The following is a 20955-nucleotide window of genomic DNA, read 5'->3' as shown; positions in this document are numbered from 1 at the left end:
CATGCCCCGGGCAGGACACTACGTTCTGGCTGACCGACGTCACGTGTGAGGCAAGGGGGACCAGTGATGCTGGGCAAGGACAGGGCGAAGCCGATACGGGATCTCGACCTGGAGCGCTACCGGGCCCTGTACGGGCTGACGGCGGTCGTCCTGAGCAACTTCGCGATCGTCGCCGTCGCGATCGTCGGCGTATGGCGCCTGGGCGGCGACAAGTCGGTGATCATCGGCGTGCTGACCGCCGCCTTCACCGCGGTCAGCACCATGACCACGGCCTACCTCGGCATCAAGGCCGTCTCCAACACCGCCCAGGCAATGGCCCAGGGCGCCCCCCGCCGCACCCCCACACCCCCCGAGACACCAACACCACCGCCCGAAACGCCGACCCCCACACCTCCGGCCCCCACACCTCCGGCCCCCCGCACCCCCTAACGCACCCCCGATCACCCGCAGCCGCCATGCGACGCGAGGGGCCGTGCCGGTACGTCGCAAGCCCGTCGCTTACGCCCGGATCGAGCAGCGGCTCCCTTGCCCGGCCCACGTCTGATCCAGCGGCGACGGGCTCGACGTACCGGCGCGGCCCCGCCCCACCACCCGGCGGACAGCGCACCACCACCCGGCGGACAGCGCACCCGCACCGGCAGACAGCACCCCACCACCCGGCGGACAGCGCACCCGCACCGGCAGACAGCACCCCACCACCGGCGGACAGCGCACCCGCACCGGCAGACAGCACCCCACCACCGGCGGACAGCGCACCCGCACCGGCAGACAGCACCCCACCACCGGCGGACAGCGCACCCGCACCGACGGACAGCGCACCCGGCGCCAGGCACCCCACGGGGCTCGGGATAAAGCACTCGCCAGTAATTTCGGCGAGATGAGATCCTGGACGGCGTATGTCTACGCATCCTGCCCCCGTCCTCGGCGACCTCGCCCCCCGCCTGGCCGAGCTGTCCCTGCGCGAAGCGCACCGGCTCGGCCGCAGGCTTGAGGGCGCACGCCGGATCCGCAAGCCCGAAGCCCGCGCCGCCGTGCTCGCCGAGATCGACGCGGAGGTCACCAAGGCCGAGGCCCGTATGGCCGAGCGCCGCACCCGCGTGCCCGCCGTCACATACCCCGAGCAGCTCCCGGTCAGCCAGAAGAAGGCCGACATCGCCGACGCGATCCGCGACCACCAAGTGGTCATCGTCGCAGGTGAGACAGGTTCCGGTAAGACCACCCAGATCCCCAAGATCTGTCTCGAACTGGGCCGCGGCGTCCGCGGCATGATCGGCCACACCCAGCCCCGCCGCATCGCCGCCCGCACGGTCGCCGAGCGCGTGGCGGAGGAGCTGGACACCCCCCTGGGCGAGGCCGTCGGCTGGAAGGTCCGCTTCACCGACCAGGTGAACCCGGACGGCACCTTCGTCAAGCTCATGACGGACGGCATCCTGCTCGCCGAGATCCAGACGGACCGCGAGCTGCGCGCGTACGACACGATCATCATCGACGAGGCCCACGAGCGGTCCCTCAACATCGACTTCCTGCTGGGCTACCTGGCCCAGCTGCTCCCCAAGCGCCCGGACCTGAAGATCGTCATCACCTCGGCGACGATCGACCCGGAGCGCTTCTCGCGCCACTTCGGCGATGCGCCGATCATCGAGGTCAGCGGCCGCACCTACCCGGTGGAGGTGCGTTACCGCCCCCTCCTCGAGGAAGACTCCGACGACGCCGACCGCGACCAGATCACCGCGATCACGGACGCCGTGGAGGAGCTCCAGGCGGAGGGCAAGGGCGACATCCTCGTCTTCCTCTCCGGCGAGCGCGAGATCCGCGACACGGCGGACGCGCTCACCAAGAAGCAGTACCGCTTCACCGAGATCCTCCCCCTCTACGCCCGCCTCTCCCACGCGGAGCAGCACCGCGTCTTCCAGCCTCACACCGGCCGCAGGATCGTTCTGGCGACCAACGTCGCCGAGACCTCGCTCACCGTGCCGGGTATCAAGTACGTCATCGACCCGGGCACCGCCCGTATCTCCAGATACAGCCACCGCACCAAGGTGCAGCGTCTCCCCATCGAGCCGGTCTCGCAGGCCAGCGCCAACCAGCGCAAGGGCCGCTGCGGCCGTACGTCGGACGGCATCTGCATCCGTCTGTACTCCGAGGACGACTTCACCACCCGTCCGGAGTTCACGGACGCGGAGATCCTCCGTACGAACCTCGCCTCGGTCATACTCCAGATGACCGCGGCCGGCCTGGGCGACATCGAGAAGTTCCCCTTCATCGACCCGCCGGACCACCGCAACATCCGCGACGGCGTCCAGCTCCTCCAGGAACTGGGCGCGCTGGAACCGCCCGCCCGTCACCCGGCCACCGCCCCTCAACGAGCCGCTTCGCGGCCCCCCTCCTCTTCAAAGGACGAACGCAAGCGCCTCACGGACACGGGCCGCAAGCTCGCCCAGCTCCCGGTGGACCCCCGCCTGGCCCGGATGGTCCTGGAGGCCGACAAGAACGGCTGCGCCCGCGAGGTCATGGTGATCGCCGCCGCGCTCTCCATCCAGGACCCCCGCGAGCGCCCCGCCGACAAGCAGACCCAGGCGGACCAGCAGCACGCCCGCTTCAAGGACGAGACGAGCGACTTCCTCGCCTTCCTCAACCTCTGGCGTTACGTCCGCGAACAACAGAAGGAACGAGGCTCGTCGGCCTTCCGCCGTATGTGCAAGCAGGAGTACCTGAACTTCCTGCGCATCCGCGAATGGCAGGACATCTACAGCCAGCTGCGCACGGTCGCCAAGCAGATGGGCATCCATCTCAACGAGGACGACGCGGCGGACCAGAGCGTCCACGTCTCCCTCCTCGCCGGCCTGCTCTCCCACGTCGGCATGAAGGACGTGAAGGAAACCGGAGGGGAGAGCGGGCGGAGCACGGGGAAGAACGAGTACCTGGGCGCCCGCAACGCCAAATTCGCGATCTTCCCGGGCTCGGCGCTCTTCAAGAAGCCCCCGCGCTTCGTGATGTCCGCCGAGCTGGTGGAGACCTCCCGCCTCTGGGCCCGCGTCAACGCCAGGATCGAGCCCGAGTGGGTCGAGCCCCTGGCCGAGCACCTCCTCAAGCGCACATACAGCGAACCGCACTGGGAGAAGGACCAGGCGGCCGTGATGGCGTACGAGAAGGTCACCCTCTACGGCGTCCCGATCGTCGCCCAGCGCAAGGTCAACTACGGCCGCATCGACCCGGAGACGTCCCGCGAGCTGTTCATCCGCAACGCCCTCGTGGAGGGCGACTGGCGCACGCACCACAAGTTCTTCGCGGACAACCGCAAGCTCCTCACCGAGGTCGAGGAGCTGGAGCACCGCGCCCGCCGGCGGGACATCCTGGTCGACGACGAGACGCTCTTCGACTTCTACGACCAGCGGGTGCCCGCCCATGTCGTGTCCGGCGCGCACTTCGACTCCTGGTGGAAGCACAAGCGCCACGACGAGCCCGAGCTCCTCGACTTCGAGCGTTCGATGCTCATCAACGAGAAGGCGGGGGCCGTCACCAAGGACGACTACCCCGACTCGTGGCGCCAGGGTCGCCTCAAGTTCCGGGTGACGTACCAGTTCGAGCCGGGAGCGGACGCCGACGGCGTGACGGTCCACGTCCCGCTCCAGGTGCTGAACCAGGTGACGGACGACGGCTTCGACTGGCAGATCCCGGGTCTGCGGGAAGAGGTCGTCACCGAACTCATCCGCTCCCTCCCCAAGCCCATCCGCCGCCACTACGTCCCCGCCCCCAACTTCGCGCAGAGGTTCCTGGACCAGGCCGTGCCTCTCCAGGAGCCGCTGCCGACGACGCTCGCCCGCGAGCTCAAGCGCATGGTCGGCGTCCCGGTCGCGGCCGAGGACTTCGACTGGTCGCGGGTCCCCGACCACCTGAAGATCACCTTCCGGATCGTCGACGAGCGGCGCCACAACCTCGCCGAGGACAAGGATCTGGAGGCGCTCAAGCTCCAGCTGAAGCCGAAGGCCCGCAAGGCGATCTCGCAGGCCGCGGCGGCGACGGCGGAACGCGAGGGCGGCGAGTCCCTGGAGCGCACGGGCCTGACGGACTGGACGATCGGCACGCTGACCCGCGTCTTCGAGACGCGCCGGGCCGGCCAGCCGGTGAAGGCGTACCCGGCCCTCGTCGACGACGGACCGACGGCGAACACCGTCTCCGTACGTCTTTTCGACACGGAGGCCGAGCAGGCCCAGGCCATGTGGAAGGGCACCCGGCGGCTGATCCTGCGCAACATCCCGGTGAACCCGGCGAAGTTCGCCTCGGACAAGCTCACGAACGCCCAGAAGCTCGCCCTGTCCGCCAACCCGCACGGCTCCGTCCAGGCCCTCTTCGACGACTGCGCGACGGCGGCGGCGGACAAGCTGATCGGCGACTTCGGGGGCCCGGCGTGGGACGAGGAGTCGTACCGGAAGCTGTACGACAAGGTGCGTGCCGAGATCGTCGACACGACGGTCCGGACGGTGGGTCAGGTGCAGCAGGTCCTCGCCGCCTGGCAGGCCTGTGAGCGCCGCCTGAAGGCCACCGGCAGCCCCACCCTCCTGGCCAACCGCACGGACGTACGGACGCAGCTGAACGCCTTGGTGAAGCCCGGCTTCGTCACGGCGACCGGGCTGCGCCGGCTCCCGGACCTGATGCGCTACCTGATCGCCGCCGACCGGCGTCTGCAGCAGATGCCGACCGGCGTCCAGCGGGACACCACCCGCATGGAGAAGGTCCACGAGATGCAGGACGAGTACGCGTGGCTTCTGGAGCAGATGCCGCAGGGCCGGCCGGTCCCGCAGCAGGTCCTGGACATCCGCTGGATGATCGAGGAGCTCCGCGTCAGCTATTTCGCCCACGCGCTCGGCACGGCGTACCCCGTCTCCGACAAGCGCATCGTGAAGGCGATCGACGCGGCGGTGCCGTAACGGCGCCTGCACGGTGGGTGAGTTCGACCCCGGGCTCACCCTCCTGTACAGTTTCTTTTCGCAGCACAGCGCACGAACAGTAGCTGCGAAACCTGGTCCTGTGGAGCAGTTTGGAGTGCTCGCCACCCTGTCAAGGTGGAGGCCGCGGGTTCAAATCCCGTCAGGACCGCATCGCATACGAGAGCCCGGGTCTTCGGACCCGGGCTCTCGTGCGTACACGCTCCGCGCGCGCCGCACGTACATCCGCACACATCCGCGCACATACGAACTCGGCGCGCCCGTACGCCCCCTCACGCCCCCTCACGCGCCCGTACACGCCCTTTCGCGCCCCGGCGGTAGGTCAACGCCACACCCCGCCCCCCGAGCGCTCCACGGCCCCTCCCGCCCACCGCCGGACCCCGCCCCCGGCGCCACCGGCGGAGCCCCCCGCACCTTGACGGCGTCACATTCCACGGGTACCCCGGAAGCCAGAGCACTCGACCTCCTGGAGGTGGTCCATGGCGGCGTCCACTCGGCACGAGACGCGCGCTCTGCTCCGCGCCCATCTGTCGGCCGCCTCCGGGTATCGCCATCTGACGCGGCACTGCCCGATCTGCCACCAGCTCCTGAGACTGGCCATGGAGCCCACTCCGTACGGCGAGGAGGACGAGACGGCGCCCGAGGACGAAACTCCCTCCGAGGCACATCCGTCCCAACTCCTCTAGCGCAGAGTCACTATGAGCAACAAGGACTCCGGCATGTGACGGGTGTCACCGCATAAGTTTTCAGAACAGCGGAACTTACACCCCACCTACAACTGGTCAATTTAATATGTGCAATTGCACCACTCGCCGAGGACTCCCACAGGAGATCCGACACCCCTCCCCAGACTCCGACAAGGCCACCCACAGACCCACCGCACAGCCCATGTCCGCACCCCCTCGGCACCCCCTCGGCACCCGAGCAGGGCACAAAAAAATCGCGCTGGACCCGGCGGAGTCCAGCGCGATCGACGACGCACCCTTGTCGCTGTGTAACTGGGTTGGGCGTGAGCCCTGTTGGGGCAGGACCCGCGTCGCTTGGAGCTGTGGTTCGGGCGTCTCGGCGGGTTGGGGGACCTACCGAATTGCCCGGTTATGCGATTGTTCAGGCCTCGCTGCGCTGCTGCGGGATACCCGCGAGTAGCGCGCGGACCTCAGCCTCGCGGTAGCGGCGGTGCCCGCCGAGCGTGCGGATGGACGTAAGCTTGCCGGCCTTCGCCCACCGCGTGACCGTCTTGGGGTCGACACGGAACATGGTGGCGACCTCAGCCGGGGTCAGCAGCGGCTCGGCATCAGGGGTGCGAGCGGTCATGAGCGGCCTCCTCGGGAGAACCGAACCTTCTCGGTTCTTTCCTCTAAATTCTGCACCTTGACCCGCGTTGCCCGAAATGGCGGACGCGGGTCGAGTCGGTTATAGGACGAACGGCTTGTCCTCGGCACTACAACTACACCATCCGTCCAGCCGCGTCGGCCAAACCGATGGAATTGCCCTCCCAGGTGTTCATCAGCGACGGAAGCCGATGGACCATGCCATAGCGGACAGTCACACCCCTGTGACGATCAGTCACAGGGGTGATCAGGAGTCATCAGACCCCCCATAGCGTGCAATGCTGAGATTCCGCCCATACATGGGCGGATGGAGCCGTCACCGGACTCCTTGTCCTATTTTGGCACGAGGAGGGGCAAGCGATGCAAGAGCCAGGAAAGTGCCATCCGTCACGCTTGGCACACCGTCGACACAAAAGACCGGATCGGGACCTACGTCCCGCAGTGCGGGTTCTTCTCCCGCGGTGAGGGTCCTTCAGCGTGCGAGGACCATACGCGAGTTCGACGCCAACGGGTGAGATCCAGATCACACGCCTCAGGTGACCCAGGAGTCTCCCGCGTCCCGTCAGTTCGCCGACCGTCGGTCCCGCACCGACCGCCACCGCTCCACGAGTCGCCCGTACGCCTCGCCCGCCGCCGCCCCGTCCCCGCTGCGCAGCGCCGCGATGCCCTCGGCGACGTCCGCGGCCGAGTGGTCATCCTCCAGGTGCCCGGCCGGCAGGGCGTGCACGAGCCCGCCGTAGTCCAGCTCGACCAGCGAGCGCGGATGGAATTCCTCCAGCCATCGCCCCACGTCCACCAGGCCGTCGATCAGCGGCCCCTCGTCCAGGGTGTCCTTGAGCGTCTTCAGGGCCCGCGCGGTGCGCCGCCGTGCCTGGACCATCGGCGTCCGGTAGCGCAGCACCGGCGCGGCCTCGTCGCCCCCCGCGCCCTTCTCGTACTGCCGCTCCTCGTCGGAGACCAGCACGAACCAGTTCAGCGGCACCTGCCAGGTGGACGAGCGGATCCAGGGGCGGGCGTCGGGGTTGCGGGCCAGCCAGCGCTCGTAGTCCAGGGCGGCCTGGCGGCGTACGAGTGGCGGCAGGACGGCGTCCAGGACCGGACCGGGCAGTTCCTCGGCCAGCTCGCCCAGGGCCTGCCAGCCGCGCAGCCGGGTGCGCCAGGGGCAGACGCAGAGCACCCCGTCGACGCTCAGCACGAACGCCTCGCCGCTCTCGTGCACCGGCACGGGGATCGGCGGGGTCGGCAGCAGATCGACCAGGGAGCGTCGCAGTTCGTCCTGGTACGAGGGGCGCTCGGCGCGCCGTGCGTAGCGCGCCCAGTGGCCGCGCTCCGGCTCGGGGAAGGCGGCCAGCGGTTCGTACACGCGCAGATAGGACGCGTACGGGACGATCACCGAGGACACCTTGGGCACCCCTGCTCCCTCCCCAAAGGACCGGACACGAAACCCGGGCGGGAATCCCGCTCAACCGGCACGCGAGCGACCGGGAAAACACTGCAAATCGTCCCACGGCCGTGCGGAAACGTACTCCGTGCGGAGGTGATCCCGAACACCGCGCAGTTGGTGACCGGGCGCAGGCTCTACCCTCATGCCCACGGAGCCCGCCATCCGCACGGGCACCGTCTTCAACCGCCGCTACTTACCTGGGAGTCACCACCGTGACCGACGTAACCGGCGCGCCTGCTGATGTACTGCACACCCTGTTCCACTCGGACCAGGGGGGTCATGAGCAAGTCGTGCTCTGTCAGGATCGGGCCAGCGGCCTCAAGGCCGTCATCGCCATCCACTCCACCGCCCTGGGCCCCGCGCTCGGCGGTACGCGGTTCTACCCGTACGCGAGCGAGGCGGAGGCCGTCGCCGACGCGCTGAACCTCTCGCGCGGGATGTCGTACAAGAACGCCATGGCCGGTCTCGACCACGGCGGTGGCAAGGCCGTGATCATCGGGGACCCCGAGCAGATCAAGAGCGAGGCGCTGCTCCTGGCCTACGGCCGGTTCGTGGCCTCGCTCGGCGGCCGGTACGTCACCGCGTGCGACGTCGGTACGTACGTGGCCGACATGGACGTCGTGGCGCGCGAGTGCCGCTGGACGACGGGCCGCTCGCCGGAGAACGGCGGCGCGGGCGACTCCTCGGTCCTGACCGCCTTCGGGGTCTTCCAGGGCATGCGGGCGAGCGCCCAGCACCTGTGGGGCGACCCGACGCTGCGCGGCCGCAGGGTCGGCATCGCGGGCGTCGGCAAGGTGGGCCACCACCTGGTGGACCACCTGCGCGAGGACGGCGCCGAGGTCGTGATCACGGACGTACGGGCCGATTCCGTACAGCGGATTCTGGACAAGCACCCGACCGGCGTCACGGCGGTCGCGGACACCGAGGCGCTGATCCGTACCGAGGGCCTGGAGATCTACGCCCCGTGCGCGCTCGGCGGGGCCCTGAACGACGACTCCGTGCCGGTGCTCACCGCGAAGATCGTGTGCGGGGCCGCCAACAACCAGCTCGCGCACCCGGGCGTCGAGAAGGACCTCGCGGACCGCGGGATCCTGTACGCGCCCGACTACGTCGTGAACGCCGGCGGTGTCATCCAGGTCGCCGACGAACTGCACGGTTTCGACTTCGACCGGTGCAGGGCGAAGGCCGCGAAGATCTTCGACACCACGCTGGCCATATTCGCACGTGCGAAGGAGGACGGGATTCCGCCGGCCGCCGCGGCCGACCGGATCGCCGAGCAGCGGATGGCGGAGGCGCGCCGCGGGCGATAGCGGAACCTGCCGTTCCGGCGATTTCCGTACGTGTCGCGACGCTTGTCAGGGACCCGCCGAGGGGACACTTAGAGAGAACTCTCACTCCTGTCGGCGGGTCGCACGCCAAGAAGAGGTTAAAATCGCGGTTGACCAGCGAGGACAGGGCACCTCGCGGGTTCTGGGCGAAGGCGCGTCCTGCGGGCGACGTACCGTATGGGCGCGGGCTCAGGTACCGTGGAAGCCCTACGGACCGGTCTCTCCATGAGAGCCCGTTCCAGATCATGAACGCGTGTCAAGACTCTGGGGCCACCGAGCCCCGTATCCGAGGGGGTCGAGCCATGGGGCGCGGCCGGGCAAAGGCCAAGCAGACGAAGGTCGCCCGCCAGCTGAAGTACAGCAGCGGCGGGACTGACCTCTCGCGTCTGGCCAATGAGCTGGGCGCTTCGACTTCGAACCAGCCGCCGAATGGCGAGCCGTTCGAGGACGACGACGAGGAAGACGACCCGTACGCCCAGTACGCGGATCTCTATAACGACGACGATGAGGACGAGGACGATCAGTCCGGTCCGCAGCCTCAACGTCGCGGCGCTTGACGCACCAGCGTCCCTCGCGGTTTCCGCGATCTCTCGTAGCAGTAGCGATGAGCAGATCTCTGTTGGCGGATTTCTCGTAGCAACTGCACTTCACCCGGTCCGGGGCATCAGCGCCGGACCGGGTTTCGTGCTGACTGCGCGACCCCGGCGGGCTTCCTACCGGGCGTAGTCGCCGATCAGGGCGGCACCCGTCGCGTGCTCGCCGCGCTCGGTGATCTCACCGGCGATCCAGGCGTCCACGCCACGGTCCGCGAGGGCGGCCAGCGCCACGTCCGCCGATTCCTCGGGGACGATCGCGATCATGCCCACGCCCATGTTCAGCGTCTTCTCCAGCTCCAGGCGCTCGACGTCGCCCGCCTTGCCGACGAGGTTGAAGACCGGGGCCGGAGTCCAGGTCTCGCGGTCGACGATCGCGTGCAGGCCGTCCGGGATGACGCGGGCCAGGTTGGCCGCGAGCCCGCCGCCGGTGATGTGGCTGAAGGCGTGCACCTCGGTGGTCCTGGTCAGCGCCAGGCAGTCCAGCGAGTAGATCTTGGTGGGCTCCAGGAGCTCCTCGCCGAGTGTGCGGCCGAACTCCTCGACCTGCTGGTCGAGGCTCAGGTTCGCCCGGTCGAAGAGGACGTGGCGGACGAGGGAGTACCCGTTCGAGTGAAGACCGGAGGCCGCCATGGCGATCACCGCGTCACCCTTGCGGATACGATCCGCGCCGAGCAGCCGGTCGGCCTCCACCACGCCCGTACCGGCGCCCGCGACGTCGAAGTCGTCCGGACCGAGCAGGCCCGGGTGCTCGGCCGTCTCGCCGCCCACCAGGGCGCAGCCCGCGAGCACACAGCCCTCGGCGATGCCCTTCACGATGGCCGCCACGCGCTCCGGGTGGACCTTGCCGACGCAGATGTAGTCGGTCATGAAGAGCGGCTCGGCGCCGCACACCACGATGTCGTCCATGACCATCGCGACCAGGTCGTGGCCGATGGTGTCGTACACGCCGAGCTGCCGGGCGAGGTCGACCTTGGTGCCCACGCCGTCCGTGGCGGAGGCGAGCAGCGGGCGCTCGTAGCGCTTGAGGGCGGAGGCGTCGAAGAGGCCGGCGAAGCCGCCGAGGCCGCCGAGGACCTCGGGGCGCTGCGTCTTCTTCACCCACTCCTTCATCAGCTCCACGGCGCGGTCGCCCGCTTCGATGTCGACGCCGGCAGCCGCGTAGGAAGCACCGGATGTGCCCGTCGACGCAGTCGACTGATCAGATACAGCAGACATTGCCTGGGATCTTTCGGGTTGGTGATACGGGGCTCTGCGGCCCTTACGGGCGACGGATGGCGTCAGCCGCGGCCGTGGCTGCGGGACCCGCGGCCAGCTCGGTCTCCAGGAGCTGCTTGCCGAGCAGCTCGGGGTCCGGGAGCTCCATCGGGTACTCGCCGTCGAAGCAGGCGCGGCACAGGTTCGGCTTGGCGATGGTGGTCGCCTCGATCATGCCGTCGATGGAGATGTACGAGAGGGAGTCGGCGCCGAGCGAGGTGCCGATCTCCTCGATGGTCATGCCGTTGGCGATCAGCTCGGCGCGGGTCGCGAAGTCGATGCCGAAGAAGCAGGGCCACTTCACGGGGGGAGAGGAGATCCGGATGTGGACCTCCGCCGCGCCCGCCTCACGGAGCATCCGGACCAGGGCCCGCTGGGTGTTGCCGCGCACGATCGAGTCGTCGACGACGACCAGGCGCTTGCCCTTGATGACTTCCTTCAGGGGATTCAGCTTCAAGCGGATACCCAGCTGGCGGATGGTCTGCGAGGGCTGGATGAAAGTCCGGCCGACGTACGCGTTCTTGACCAGGCCGGCACCGAACGGGATGCCACTGGCCTCCGCGTAACCGATCGCGGCGGGGGTCCCGGACTCCGGGGTCGCTATCACCAGATCGGCCTCCACAGGGGCTTCCTTGGCGAGCTTGCGGCCCATCTCGACACGCGAGAGATACACGTTCCGGCCGGCGATGTCCGTGTCCGGGCGGGCCAGGTACACGTACTCGAAGATGCATCCCTTGGGCTTCGCTTCCGCGAATCGGGACGTACGCAGGCCGTTCTCGTCGATGGCGACGAACTCGCCCGGCTCGATCTCGCGGACGTAGGCCGCGCCGCAGATGTCGAGGGCGGCGGACTCGGAGGCGACGACCCAGCCGCGCTCCAGGCGGCCGAGGACCAGCGGGCGGATGCCCTGCGGGTCGCGGGCCGCGTAGAGGGTGTGCTCGTCCATGAAGACGAGGCTGAACGCGCCCATGACCTGCGGGAGGATCTTTGCAGAGGCCTCTTCGATGGTCAGCGGCTTGCCGTCGTCGTCGACCTGGGCCGCGAGGAGCGCGGTGAGGAGGTCGGTGTCGTTGGTGGCCGCCACGCGCGTGGTGCGGCCTTCCTGCTTGGGGAGGTCGGCGACCATCTCGGCGAGCTGCGCCGTGTTGACCAGGTTGCCGTTGTGGCCGAGCGCGATGGAGCCGTGCGCGGTGGCACGGAACGTCGGCTGGGCGTTCTCCCACACGGAGGCACCGGTGGTCGAGTAGCGGGCGTGACCGACCGCGATGTGACCCTGGAGCGAACCGAGCGAGGTTTCGTCGAAGACCTGGGACACGAGGCCCATGTCCTTGAAGACGAGGATCTGGGAGCCGTTACTGACCGCGATACCCGCGGATTCCTGGCCCCGATGCTGGAGGGCGTAGAGCCCGAAGTAAGTGAGCTTGGCGACCTCTTCGCCCGGAGCCCAGACACCGAAGACGCCGCAAGCGTCCTGGGGGCCTTTCTCACCGGGGAGCAGATCATGATTGAGTCGACCGTCACCACGTGGCACGCCACCGAGTGTAGGCGAGATCGACCACTGGTCCGAATTGGGGATACGGACCTTTGACGGATCACTCGTCGGCGACGGCTTGTACGGTCTTTCCGTTTGTGCTGGTCAGCGCGATGGCTCGGTGATTCAACTCGTATACGACCGTGCTGTCGAAGAGGCCCAACAGGGTCCTCTCCGTGTCCATGAGTGAGCCGTCGCACATCATCCGGGTGGTCTTGGCGGTGCCGAGGGTGATGCGTCCGTCGCGGATGGTGGCCTCGGCGGTGACGTGGTTGCAGCCGAGGCGACCGGAAAGGGTGCCGTTCGCCTTGTCGAGGGTGAAGTGGGCGTCGGCTCCCTCGGGAAGCGACTGGGCCACGCCACCGTCCCCGAGGGACGTGACCGTCCACTTCGTGCCGTACAGGGGCGCGTCCGGCTCCTTGGTGAGGCTGACGCGGTCGCCGCCGTCGGTGGTGAGCGTCAGCTTGTCGCCCTTGACCTCGCTGGTGAACGTGTCGTCGGCGTAGGCGCGGCTCAGGGTCTCCTCGAAGGTCATGGGGTCCTTCTGGCAGCCCATGTCAGTCGCCTCGATCTCCCCGAAGTCGATGCGTTCACCCTTGAGAGTGGCGGTCGTTCCGAATCCGTTGCAGCCGAGGTTGCCGCTGACGCGACCGTCTTCGCCGATCCGCAGGTACGCGCTGTCCGGCGCCTGCCGGGTCCGGCCCTGCGTGGTGAGGGTGTCGACACTCCAGTGGACGCCGGTGACCGGCGACGATCCCGTTCCCGCGGAACCGCTGCCCGCCGTCTCGGTGCCGCAGGCCACGGCGAGCGGAAGCAGGGTCAGGACGCTGAGGGTCAGTCGCTGCTTGTCCATGGCGGTGTGACGGGAGGGGTGGGGTGGCCGGTTCCCCTCAGCCCATCCTCCGCCGTCTCAGCCCATCAGGGGCAGCAGCCCGCCCAGGTCCGCCCGCTCCCCGCTCGCACTGACCTTCGCCTCGTCCAGCGCGCTCTTCCACTCCGTGCGTCCCGTCGCCAGCCGGATCCAGGTCAGCGGGTCGGTCTCCACGACGTTCGGCGGCGTGCCCCGGGTGTGCCGGGGGCCCTCCACGCACTGCACGACGGCGTACGGCGGGATCCGCACCTCCGTCGACGCGCCGGGCGCCTTCACGGCGAGGGCGTCGGCGAGCAGCCGGGTGCAGGCGGCGAGGGCCTGGCGGTCGAAGGGGATGTCGAGCCCGGGGACAGCCGCGTTCAGGTCGTCGGTGTGGACGACGAGTTCGACGGTACGGGTGACGACGCAGTCGGCCAGCGGCATCGCGCCCGCGCTGGTGGCGAGCAGCCGGGTGCCGGGGTGGGCGTCGAGGTGGGCTGTGAAGTCCCGCTCTACATCGGCCAGGAAGGCCACCAGGTCGGGGTGGTCCTCGGCCAGTCGGTGGGCGGTGTCCGCGATGGCCCCGGAGTTGGCGGAGGTCGCGAACGGCCAGTCGAGGACCGTGGCGTCCTGCTTCACAGGCTCTGGCGTGTCGAGGAGCCGGGCGACGGCCGCGAGAGTCGTGCCGACGTGCGCGACCAGTTCCCGCACCGTCCAGTCGCCGAGCCGGGTGGGCAGCGCGAGCCGCTCGGGCGTGAGGGCGCGGACGGCCTCCCGTATGTACCCGAATTGTGCGAGAACCGCGGCGCGAGTCCTGGCGGGGTCGTACGTCCGTGTGCGCTTCTTGACCGGGGGCATGGCTGGGAGCCTATTCCTTGACGGCGTAGCCGTTCAGGCCCCCGGGCGGTGGCCAGGCACGGAAATGTGACACCCGGCGCTGAAGTGTCACATCCCACCAGCCACCTACGGGCGGGGGCTTCGCCGTACGTGGTCGACGAAGGAGGAGAAGACCTCCAGGGGGGTGGGGAGGAGGATGGCTATCTCGACGCAGTTGCCCCCTGCTTCACTGCTGTACGAGGACTTGAACCAGGCTGCGGCCGGCGCAAGTGCGCGGGCGCCATGGTAGATGCTCATCGCTGTTCCACCAGGTGAGCGAGGGCAGTCACCCGTGAGCGTGAACGGCGGCGAAAGCCACCCGGCGCCGCCGGACGTGGACAACACTGGCCCGTGCCTGGAAGGGGGTGCAACATCACGGTTATGGCCGCGCACACGTCTCAGATGTCGGTGGAGGAGTTCGAAACGATCGCCTCCGCCGCTCCCGAGACCGTCACGTTGGAGTTCATCAACGGACGGATCGGGGTCAAGGCGGTGACCGACGGAGACCACAAGACCATCGTGGCCTGGCTGGCCCGGCGCTGTATGCGGACCAGGCCCGACCTGGACCTGTATCAGGGCCGAGGGCTCCGGGTGGAGGCGTATCGAGAGGGCAGGGCGAAAGCGGACGCGGTGCTCACGCCCGAAGCCCACTTCGCGGGTGCGGGCGAATGGGCCGACCCGGACGGAACGCTCATGGTCGTCGAGGTCACCTCATACGATTCCGACACCGACCGACGGGACCGGCACGAGAAGCCGGCCGCCTACGGCCAGGTCGGAATCCCGGTGTACCTCCTGATCGACCGGGACTCCTGCACCATCACCGTGCACAGCGCCCCGGACCGGAAGGTCGGGGGCTACCGCACCCTTCACACGGCGAAGTTCGGCGAGACGGTGTCCGTCCCCGACCCGATCGGCATCGAGCTCGACACGGAGATCCTCAAAAACTACGTCCGATGAACCGAGGAGCCCCCGCCCGGATCCGAATCCGGGCGGGGGCTTCGCCGTACAAGCCGTACAGCCCGTACAGCCTGTACAAGCCGCACGGGCTGCTCGGCTACGCCAGCAACGCCGGGATCGTCCCCTCATGCGCCTCGCGCAGCTCGGCCAGGGAGAGCGCGAACTCGCCCTGGACCTCGACCACCGCGGTTGAATCGGACTCGGTCCCGTCCACGACACCGATACGGGTGACGGGCAGACCCCGCGCACCGCACATGTCGTTGAAGCGGAGCTCCTCCGAGCGCGGGACGGCGACGACCGCGCGGCCCGCCGACTCCGAGAACAGGAAGGTGAAGGCGTCGAGACCGTCGGGTACGACCAGCCGCGCGCCCTTGCCGCCGAGCAGCGCCGACTCGACCACGGCCTGGATCAGACCGCCGTCGGACAGATCGTGCGCCGAGTCGATCATGCCGTCGCGGGAGGCGGAGATGAGGATCTCGCCGAGCAGCCGCTCGCGCTCCAGGTCGACCTTCGGGGGCAGACCGCCGAGGTGGTCGTGGACGACCTGCGACCAGGCCGAACCGCCGAACTCCTCGCGGGTGTCACCGAGCAGGTAGAGCAGCTGGCCCTCTTCCTGGAAGGCGACCGGCGTGCGGCGGGCGACATCGTCGATGACACCCAGCACGGCCACGACCGGGGTCGGGTGGATGGCGGCCTCGCCCGTCTGGTTGTAGAGCGAGACGTTGCCGCCGGTCACCGGGGTGCCCAGCTGCTGGCAGGCGTCGGCCAGACCGCGGATGGCCTCGGCGAACTGCCACATGACGGCCGGGTCCTCGGGCGAGCCGAAGTTCAGGCAGTCGGAGACGGCGAGCGGCTTGGCGCCGGTCGTCGCGACATTGCGGTAGGCCTCGGCAAGGGCGAGCTGCGCGCCCGTGTACGGGTCGAGCTTGGCGTACCGGCCGTTGCCGTCCGTGGCGATGGCCACGCCGAGCCCGGTCTCCTCGTCGATGCGGATCATGCCCGAGTCCTCGGGCTGCGCCAGCACCGTGTTGCCCTGCACGAAGTGGTCGTACTGGGAGGTGATCCAGGACTTGGAGGCCTGGTTGGGGGACGACACCAGCTTCAGGACCTGGTCCTTCAGCTCGTCCGAGGTCAGGGGCCGCGGGAGCTTGTTCGCGTCGTCGGCCTGGAGCTCGTCCTGCCAGGACGGGCGGGCGTACGGGCGCTCGTAGACCGGGCCCTCGTGCGCCACGGTCCGCGGGTCGACGTCGACGATCTTGCCGCCGTGCCAGTAGATCTCCAGGCGGTCGCCGTCGGTGACCTCACCGATGACGGTGGCGATGACGTCCCACTTGTCGCAGATCTCCAGGAACCGGGCGACCTTCTCCGGCTCGACGACCGCGCACATGCGTTCCTGCGACTCGCTCATGAGGATTTCCTCGGGCGAGAGCGTCGAGTCGCGCAGCGGGACGTCGTCCAGCGTCACGCGCATGCCGCCGGAGCCGTTGGAGGCCAGCTCGGACGTGGCGCAGGACAGACCGGCCGCGCCGAGGTCCTGGATACCGACGACCAGCTTCTCGGCGAAGGCCTCCAGGGTGCACTCGATGAGGAGTTTCTCCTGGAAGGGGTCACCGACCTGGACGGCGGGACGCTTCGACGGCTTGGCGTCGTCGAAGGTCTCGGAGGCGAGGATCGAGGCGCCGCCGATGCCGTCGCCGCCCGTGCGGGCGCCGTACAGGACGACCTTGTTACCGGTGCCGGACGCCTTCGCAAGGTGGATGTCCTCGTGGCGCATGACGCCGATGGCACCGGCGTTGACGAGGGGGTTGCCCTGGTAGCAGGCGTCGAAGACGACCTCGCCGCCGATGTTGGGCAGGCCCAGGCAGTTGCCGTAGCCGCCGATGCCCGCGACGACGCCCGGCAGGACGCGCTTGGTGTCGGGGTGGTCGGCGGCGCCGAAGCGCAGCGGGTCGACGACGGCGACCGGGCGGGCACCCATCGCGATGATGTCGCGCACGATGCCGCCGACGCCGGTGGCCGCGCCCTGATAGGGCTCGACGTACGACGGGTGGTTGTGCGACTCGACCTTGAAGGTGACGGCGTAGCCCTGGCCGACATCGACGACACCGGCGTTCTCGCCGATGCCGACGAGGAGGGCGTCGGACTGCGGGGCCTTCTCGCCGAACTGGCGGAGGTGGACCTTCGAGGACTTGTACGAGCAGTGCTCGGACCACATGACGGAGTACATGGCGAGCTCGGCGCCGGTCGGGCGGCGGCCGAGGATCTCGACGACCCGCTCGTACTCGTCCTTCTTCAGTCCCAGTTCGGCCCAGGGCAGCTCGACGTCGGGGGTCGCGGCCGCGTTCTCGACCGTGTCCAGAGGCGTGCGGCTCATGCGGTGACCAGCTTCTTGAGGATCGAGGTGAAGAAGGGGAGGCCGTCGGTGCGGCCGGTGCCGACGAGGGGCTCCACGGCGTGCTCGGGGTGCGGCATGAGACCGACGACGTTCCCGGCCTCGTTGGTGATGCCCGCGATGTCCCGGAGGGAGCCATTGGGGTTGAAGTCCATGTAACGGAAGGCGACCCGGCCCTCCGCCTCCAGCATGTCCAGGGTGCGCTCGTCGGCGACGTACCGCCCGTCCATGTTCTTCAGCGGGATGTGGATCTCCTGGCCGGACGCGTAGTCGGTCGTCCAGGAGGTCTCCGCGTTCTCCACCCGCAGCTTCTGGTCGCGGCAGATGAAGTGGAGGTGGTTGTTGCCGAGCATCGCGCCGGGGAGGAGGTGCGCCTCGGTGAGGACCTGGAAGCCGTTACAGATGCCGAGGACGGGCATTCCGGACTTCGCCTGCTCGATCACGGTCTCCATCACCGGCGAGAAGCGCGAGATGGCACCGGCCCGGAGATAGTCGCCGTACGAGAAACCACCGGGCAGCACCACGGCGTCGACCTGCTTGAGGTCCTTGTCCTTGTGCCAGAGAGCGACGGGTTCGGCACCGGCGAGCTTGATCGCACGCTGCGTGTCCCGGTCGTCGAGGCTGCCCGGAAAGGTGACGACTCCAATACGAGCGGTCACTTTCCTGCCTCCGCGACTTCCTCGACCTTGACGGTGAAGTCCTCGATCACGGTGTTGGCGAGGAAGGATTCCGCCAGTTCATGGATGCGGGCGAGCGCGGCGTCGTCCACCGGTCCGTCCACTTCCAGTTCGAATCGCTTTCCCTGACGTACGTCGGAGACACCTTCGAAACCGAGGCGCGGCAGTGCACGCTGCACCGCCTGGCCCTGGGGGTCGAGGATCTCCGGCTTGAGCATGACGTCGACTACGACGCGTGCCACTGGCACTCCCGGTGTGTGGTGCTGAGCAGGTCGCTTCAGACTACCCGCACAAAATTTCTACTCGCGTAGATTCGTAGAATCCTACGTGAGCCCGATCACGATCCCGCATCGACGCAGGGGCCTGCACGGAAAATCCTGGGAAAAATCGCAGAAGAGCGGCCGGACCCCATTACCTTCGGACACGCGGAAGGTTTTAGTCGGGCTTCACAATGCAATGCTCGGCACTGTACAAAGGAATTGGCAATAGCCGATACTTTGCCCAATAACAGCCGGACAGTCGGCATCTCCCCGACAACTCCGTGACGTCCGCGCACGTCATGGGGTGTGATCGCAGAGGTGCCGCACGAAGGGACCGATATTCGTGGCGCAGCGTGTCGTGGTCACTCTCTTTGACGACATCGACGGCTCGGAAGCGGCGGAAACGATCGCCTTCGGACTCGACGGCAAGTCGTACGAGATCGACCTCAATCCAGCCAATGCCAAGAAACTGCGTAAGGTCCTCGAACCCTACGTCGAGGCCGGCCGCAAGCAGTCGAAGTCCGGGAAGGCCTACACGCACACCGCGTTGACCCCCGACCCGGCCGCCGTCCGCGCCTGGGCCCGCTCCAACAAGCTGGACGTGCCGCCGCGCGGGCGCATCCCCAAGAAGGTCTACGAGGCGTTCGCCGAGGCGCAGTGAGCCCGCGGGTCCTCGCGGGTCACCCGCGAGGACCCGCCATCGGGCCTTGGGAACAACCGACTTGCGCTGACCCCCCGCTGATCAGCTAGAGTCTGGAGCACGCCGAGGGGCAAGGCCGAAAGCCGGACCCGAGGAGTCACGCGGGTGTAGTTCAGTAGCAGAACATCCCCCTTCCAGGGGGAAGGCGCAGTGTGCAATTCCTGTCACCCGCTCTGCATCCCTTACCAACCACTGTTGTGGATCAGGTAAGGTGGTGCTCGCGCCGATCGGTGAGAGCCGGTCGGAGGCAATGCGGACGTAGCTCAGTTGGTAGAGCGCAACCTTGCCAAGGTTGAGGTCGCGAGTTCGAGCCTCGTCGTCCGCTCCAGCAAGCAAAGACCCCGGTCAACGACCGGGGTCTTTCTCGTGTGCGCGCACGGGCGTCTCCTGGCATTTGTCATGCGGAGTGATGGCACCGCGCACTGCTGCGGGGTCCGGTCCACACGGATGCTGATTTCATGAACACGAACGAGCAAGATGACGTGATTGAGGTCACTGATCTGCGGCGCGTGTACGGGGGAGATTCCGAAGCCGTACGCGGAGTCGCCTTCTCCGTGGGCCGAGGCGAGCTCTTCGCGCTGATGGACCCGAAGGGCACCGGGCTGTCGGTCGGCTCGGTCGTCCTGTCGACCTCCGTCGGCTTCTCGGTCCTCTTCGCGGTCTACAGCTCGCTGGTGAGCGTGTACGCGGCCCGCCGCGAGGAGCTCGTCCTCAAACGGCTGCGCACCGGGGAGCTGCGGGATACCGAGATCCTCGCGGGCGCGGCCGTGCGTGGCTACCGCGAGGCTGATCTCAGGGCCGAACTCACGGGCGCCCAGGGCGTGTTGGCGGCCGCCGACAACGACTGCGAGGTCAGCGGCTCGGCGACCGGACTGCCCACGCAGATCCAGTCGGCGCTCGGCTGGGTCGTACGGGAGGCGACGACGAACGTGCCGCGGCACGGGGACGCCGGAAGGTGTGCGGTGTCCCTGCGGACGGCGGCGGGCCGGTGATCCTCACCGTCGAGAACGACGGGGTGCCGGATGCGGGGCCCGGTCCCGCCGAGCCGGTAAGGGAGTCCGGGCTCCCGGGGCTGCGGGAGCGGCTCAGGGGGGTGGACGGGGTGCTGCGGGCCGGACCCGTCGGGGGCGGGCTCGTCCCCCACCCTGCGAGTGAGGTCACCCCGTGACATCCGTACCGCCCGGGCGGCTGCTGCTCGCCGACGACGAGCATCTGATCCGGGGAGCGCTCGCCGCGCTGCCGGCGCTGGAGGACGACCTCGTGGTGATCGCCGAGGCGGGCCACCGGGCCCGAGGCCCTGGCGATGGCGATGGCGATGGGGGTGGCGATGGCGCACGAGCCCGATGTCGCCGTCCTGGATCTGCGGATGCCGGAAGCGGACGGTGTGAGTGTGGCCACATCGCTGCACGTCGAGCTGCCCGGCTGCCAGCGCTGATCGTGACGAGCCACGGGCGGCCGTGGCATCTGAAGCGAGCGCTTGCGGCGAGTGTGCGGGGGTTCGTCCCGAAGACGGTCGGTGCGCAGCGGCTCGCCGAGATCATTCGTACGGTGCACGCGGGAAACCGCTATGTGGACCCGGAGTTGGCCGCGGCCGCGATCTCCGCAGGGGACTCGCCGCTGACCGCTCGGGAGGCGGAGGTGCGGGAGTTCGCCGCCGACGGGGCGCCCGTCGCGGAGATCGCGGAGCGGGCCGCGCTGTCGCAGGAGACCCTGCGGAACCATCGGTCGTCCGCCGCGTCGAAGCTCGGGGCGGAGAACCGGCACGCGGCGGTACGTCTCGCGCGTGAGCGAGGTTGGGTATAGTTGCTCTCGC

General features: G+C 68.7%; 17 protein-coding genes, 3 tRNA genes and 3 pseudogenes. 13 read left to right on the top strand and 10 right to left on the bottom strand.

Annotation, left to right across the window (positions count from 1 at the left end):
- Positions 1 to 66: 66 nt before the first annotated feature.
- From OG747_RS23380 to OG747_RS23365, 4 genes are all read left to right on the top strand, one after another.
- Positions 67 to 429, top strand: a complete 363-nt coding sequence (locus OG747_RS23380; RefSeq protein ID WP_405881282.1) for a hypothetical protein — start codon at positions 67 to 69, stop codon at positions 427 to 429.
- 467 nt (positions 430 to 896) lie between these two features.
- Positions 897 to 4928 carry an ATP-dependent RNA helicase HrpA gene (gene hrpA / locus OG747_RS23375; RefSeq protein WP_405881281.1) on the top strand — a complete coding sequence of 1344 codons (4032 nt, stop codon included), beginning with the start codon at positions 897 to 899 and terminating at the stop codon, positions 4926 to 4928.
- A 94-nt stretch (positions 4929 to 5022) separates the two neighbouring features.
- Positions 5023 to 5097: transfer RNA gene (locus OG747_RS23370), tRNA-Asp, on the top strand.
- Between the two features lie 328 nt (positions 5098 to 5425).
- Complete coding sequence (locus OG747_RS23365) at positions 5426 to 5632, top strand: DUF6274 family protein (RefSeq protein WP_405881280.1); 207 nt, start codon at positions 5426 to 5428, stop codon at positions 5630 to 5632.
- 421 nt (positions 5633 to 6053) lie between these two features.
- Here the strand turns inward: OG747_RS23365 and bldC are convergent, their stop codons facing one another.
- Both bldC and OG747_RS23355 read right to left on the bottom strand, forming a co-directional pair.
- Entirely contained in the window at positions 6054 to 6260 is a 207-nt protein-coding gene (gene bldC, locus OG747_RS23360) for a developmental transcriptional regulator BldC (RefSeq protein ID WP_003949541.1), read from the bottom strand.
- 579 nt (positions 6261 to 6839) lie between these two features.
- The gene (locus tag OG747_RS23355) at positions 6840 to 7688 is read right to left on the bottom strand and encodes a hypothetical protein (RefSeq protein ID WP_405881279.1); all 849 of its coding nucleotides are present in this window, start codon (positions 7686 to 7688) and stop codon (positions 6840 to 6842) included.
- Between the two features lie 245 nt (positions 7689 to 7933).
- On the opposite strand from OG747_RS23355, the gene OG747_RS23350 reads away from it, so the two are divergent.
- Together OG747_RS23350 and OG747_RS23345 are read left to right on the top strand one after the other, a co-directional pair.
- Positions 7934 to 9031, top strand: a complete 1098-nt coding sequence (locus tag OG747_RS23350) for a Leu/Phe/Val dehydrogenase (RefSeq protein WP_405881278.1) — start codon at positions 7934 to 7936, stop codon at positions 9029 to 9031.
- Positions 9032 to 9351: 320 nt separating this feature from the next.
- Positions 9352 to 9606: a DUF3073 domain-containing protein gene (locus tag OG747_RS23345; protein ID WP_405881277.1), complete on the top strand. Its 255-nt coding sequence runs from the start codon at positions 9352 to 9354 to the stop codon at positions 9604 to 9606.
- A 156-nt stretch (positions 9607 to 9762) separates the two neighbouring features.
- Here OG747_RS23345 and purM read toward each other — a convergent pair whose 3' ends face one another.
- The 5 genes from purM to OG747_RS23320 form a co-directional block, all read right to left on the bottom strand.
- Positions 9763 to 10860: a phosphoribosylformylglycinamidine cyclo-ligase gene (gene purM / locus OG747_RS23340; RefSeq protein WP_405881276.1), complete on the bottom strand. Its 1098-nt coding sequence runs from the start codon at positions 10858 to 10860 to the stop codon at positions 9763 to 9765.
- A 43-nt stretch (positions 10861 to 10903) separates the two neighbouring features.
- The gene (purF, locus tag OG747_RS23335) at positions 10904 to 12430 is read right to left on the bottom strand and encodes an amidophosphoribosyltransferase (protein ID WP_405881275.1); all 1527 of its coding nucleotides are present in this window, start codon (positions 12428 to 12430) and stop codon (positions 10904 to 10906) included.
- Positions 12431 to 12491: 61 nt separating this feature from the next.
- Entirely contained in the window at positions 12492 to 13283 is a 792-nt protein-coding gene (locus OG747_RS23330) for an META domain-containing protein (protein WP_405881274.1), read from the bottom strand.
- Between the two features lie 57 nt (positions 13284 to 13340).
- Positions 13341 to 14138, bottom strand: coding sequence for a sterol carrier family protein (locus OG747_RS23325; RefSeq protein ID WP_405881273.1), 798 nt, complete (start codon positions 14136 to 14138; stop codon positions 13341 to 13343).
- A 105-nt stretch (positions 14139 to 14243) separates the two neighbouring features.
- Positions 14244 to 14414 carry a DUF397 domain-containing protein gene (locus OG747_RS23320; RefSeq protein ID WP_405881272.1) on the bottom strand — a complete coding sequence of 57 codons (171 nt, stop codon included), beginning with the start codon at positions 14412 to 14414 and terminating at the stop codon, positions 14244 to 14246.
- Between the two features lie 114 nt (positions 14415 to 14528).
- Here OG747_RS23320 and OG747_RS23315 point away from each other — a divergent pair, with 114 nt between their 5' ends.
- Positions 14529 to 15113: a Uma2 family endonuclease gene (locus tag OG747_RS23315; protein ID WP_405885639.1), complete on the top strand. Its 585-nt coding sequence runs from the start codon at positions 14529 to 14531 to the stop codon at positions 15111 to 15113.
- 97 nt (positions 15114 to 15210) lie between these two features.
- On the opposite strand, the gene purL is transcribed toward OG747_RS23315, so the two are convergent.
- The 3 genes from purL to purS are packed head-to-tail and all read right to left on the bottom strand — an operon-like array spanning position 15211 to position 18424.
- Complete coding sequence (purL, locus tag OG747_RS23310; protein ID WP_405881271.1) at positions 15211 to 17487, bottom strand: phosphoribosylformylglycinamidine synthase subunit PurL; 2277 nt, start codon at positions 17485 to 17487, stop codon at positions 15211 to 15213.
- The gene (gene purQ / locus OG747_RS23305; protein WP_405881270.1) at positions 17484 to 18164 is read right to left on the bottom strand and encodes a phosphoribosylformylglycinamidine synthase subunit PurQ; all 681 of its coding nucleotides are present in this window, start codon (positions 18162 to 18164) and stop codon (positions 17484 to 17486) included. Before purQ ends, purL begins: the two co-directional genes overlap by 4 nt.
- Positions 18161 to 18424 carry a phosphoribosylformylglycinamidine synthase subunit PurS gene (purS, locus tag OG747_RS23300; protein WP_005482678.1) on the bottom strand — a complete coding sequence of 88 codons (264 nt, stop codon included), beginning with the start codon at positions 18422 to 18424 and terminating at the stop codon, positions 18161 to 18163. The genes purQ and purS overlap by 4 nt, the downstream gene beginning before the upstream one ends.
- Positions 18425 to 18785: 361 nt before the next feature.
- Between purS and OG747_RS23295 the strand changes: the two genes are divergently transcribed.
- The 6 genes and pseudogenes from OG747_RS23295 (at position 18786) to OG747_RS23270 (ending at position 20945) form a co-directional block, all read left to right on the top strand.
- Positions 18786 to 19103 (top strand): Lsr2 family protein, encoded by a 318-nt coding sequence (locus OG747_RS23295; RefSeq protein ID WP_405881268.1) that lies wholly within the window; start codon positions 18786 to 18788, stop codon positions 19101 to 19103.
- A gap of 140 nt (positions 19104 to 19243) precedes the next feature.
- Positions 19244 to 19315, top strand: a tRNA-Gly gene (locus OG747_RS23290).
- A gap of 79 nt (positions 19316 to 19394) precedes the next feature.
- Positions 19395 to 19470, top strand: a tRNA-Gly gene (locus OG747_RS23285).
- A gap of 262 nt (positions 19471 to 19732) precedes the next feature.
- A pseudogene (locus OG747_RS23280) lies at positions 19733 to 19912 on the top strand (ABC transporter permease); the annotation flags it as partial.
- Positions 19910 to 20310, top strand: a pseudogene (locus OG747_RS23275) (sensor histidine kinase); the annotation flags it as partial. The pseudogenes OG747_RS23280 and OG747_RS23275, both read left to right, overlap by 3 nt.
- Positions 20307 to 20945, top strand: a pseudogene (locus OG747_RS23270) (response regulator). The pseudogenes OG747_RS23275 and OG747_RS23270, both read left to right, overlap by 4 nt.
- The last annotated feature ends 10 nt before the right edge of the window (positions 20946 to 20955 follow it).

The organism is Streptomyces sp. NBC_01384, assembly GCF_045040035.1.
Lineage (GTDB): Bacteria > Actinomycetota > Actinomycetes > Streptomycetales > Streptomycetaceae > Streptomyces.
This window is presented reverse-complemented; position numbering and strand designations above follow the sequence as displayed.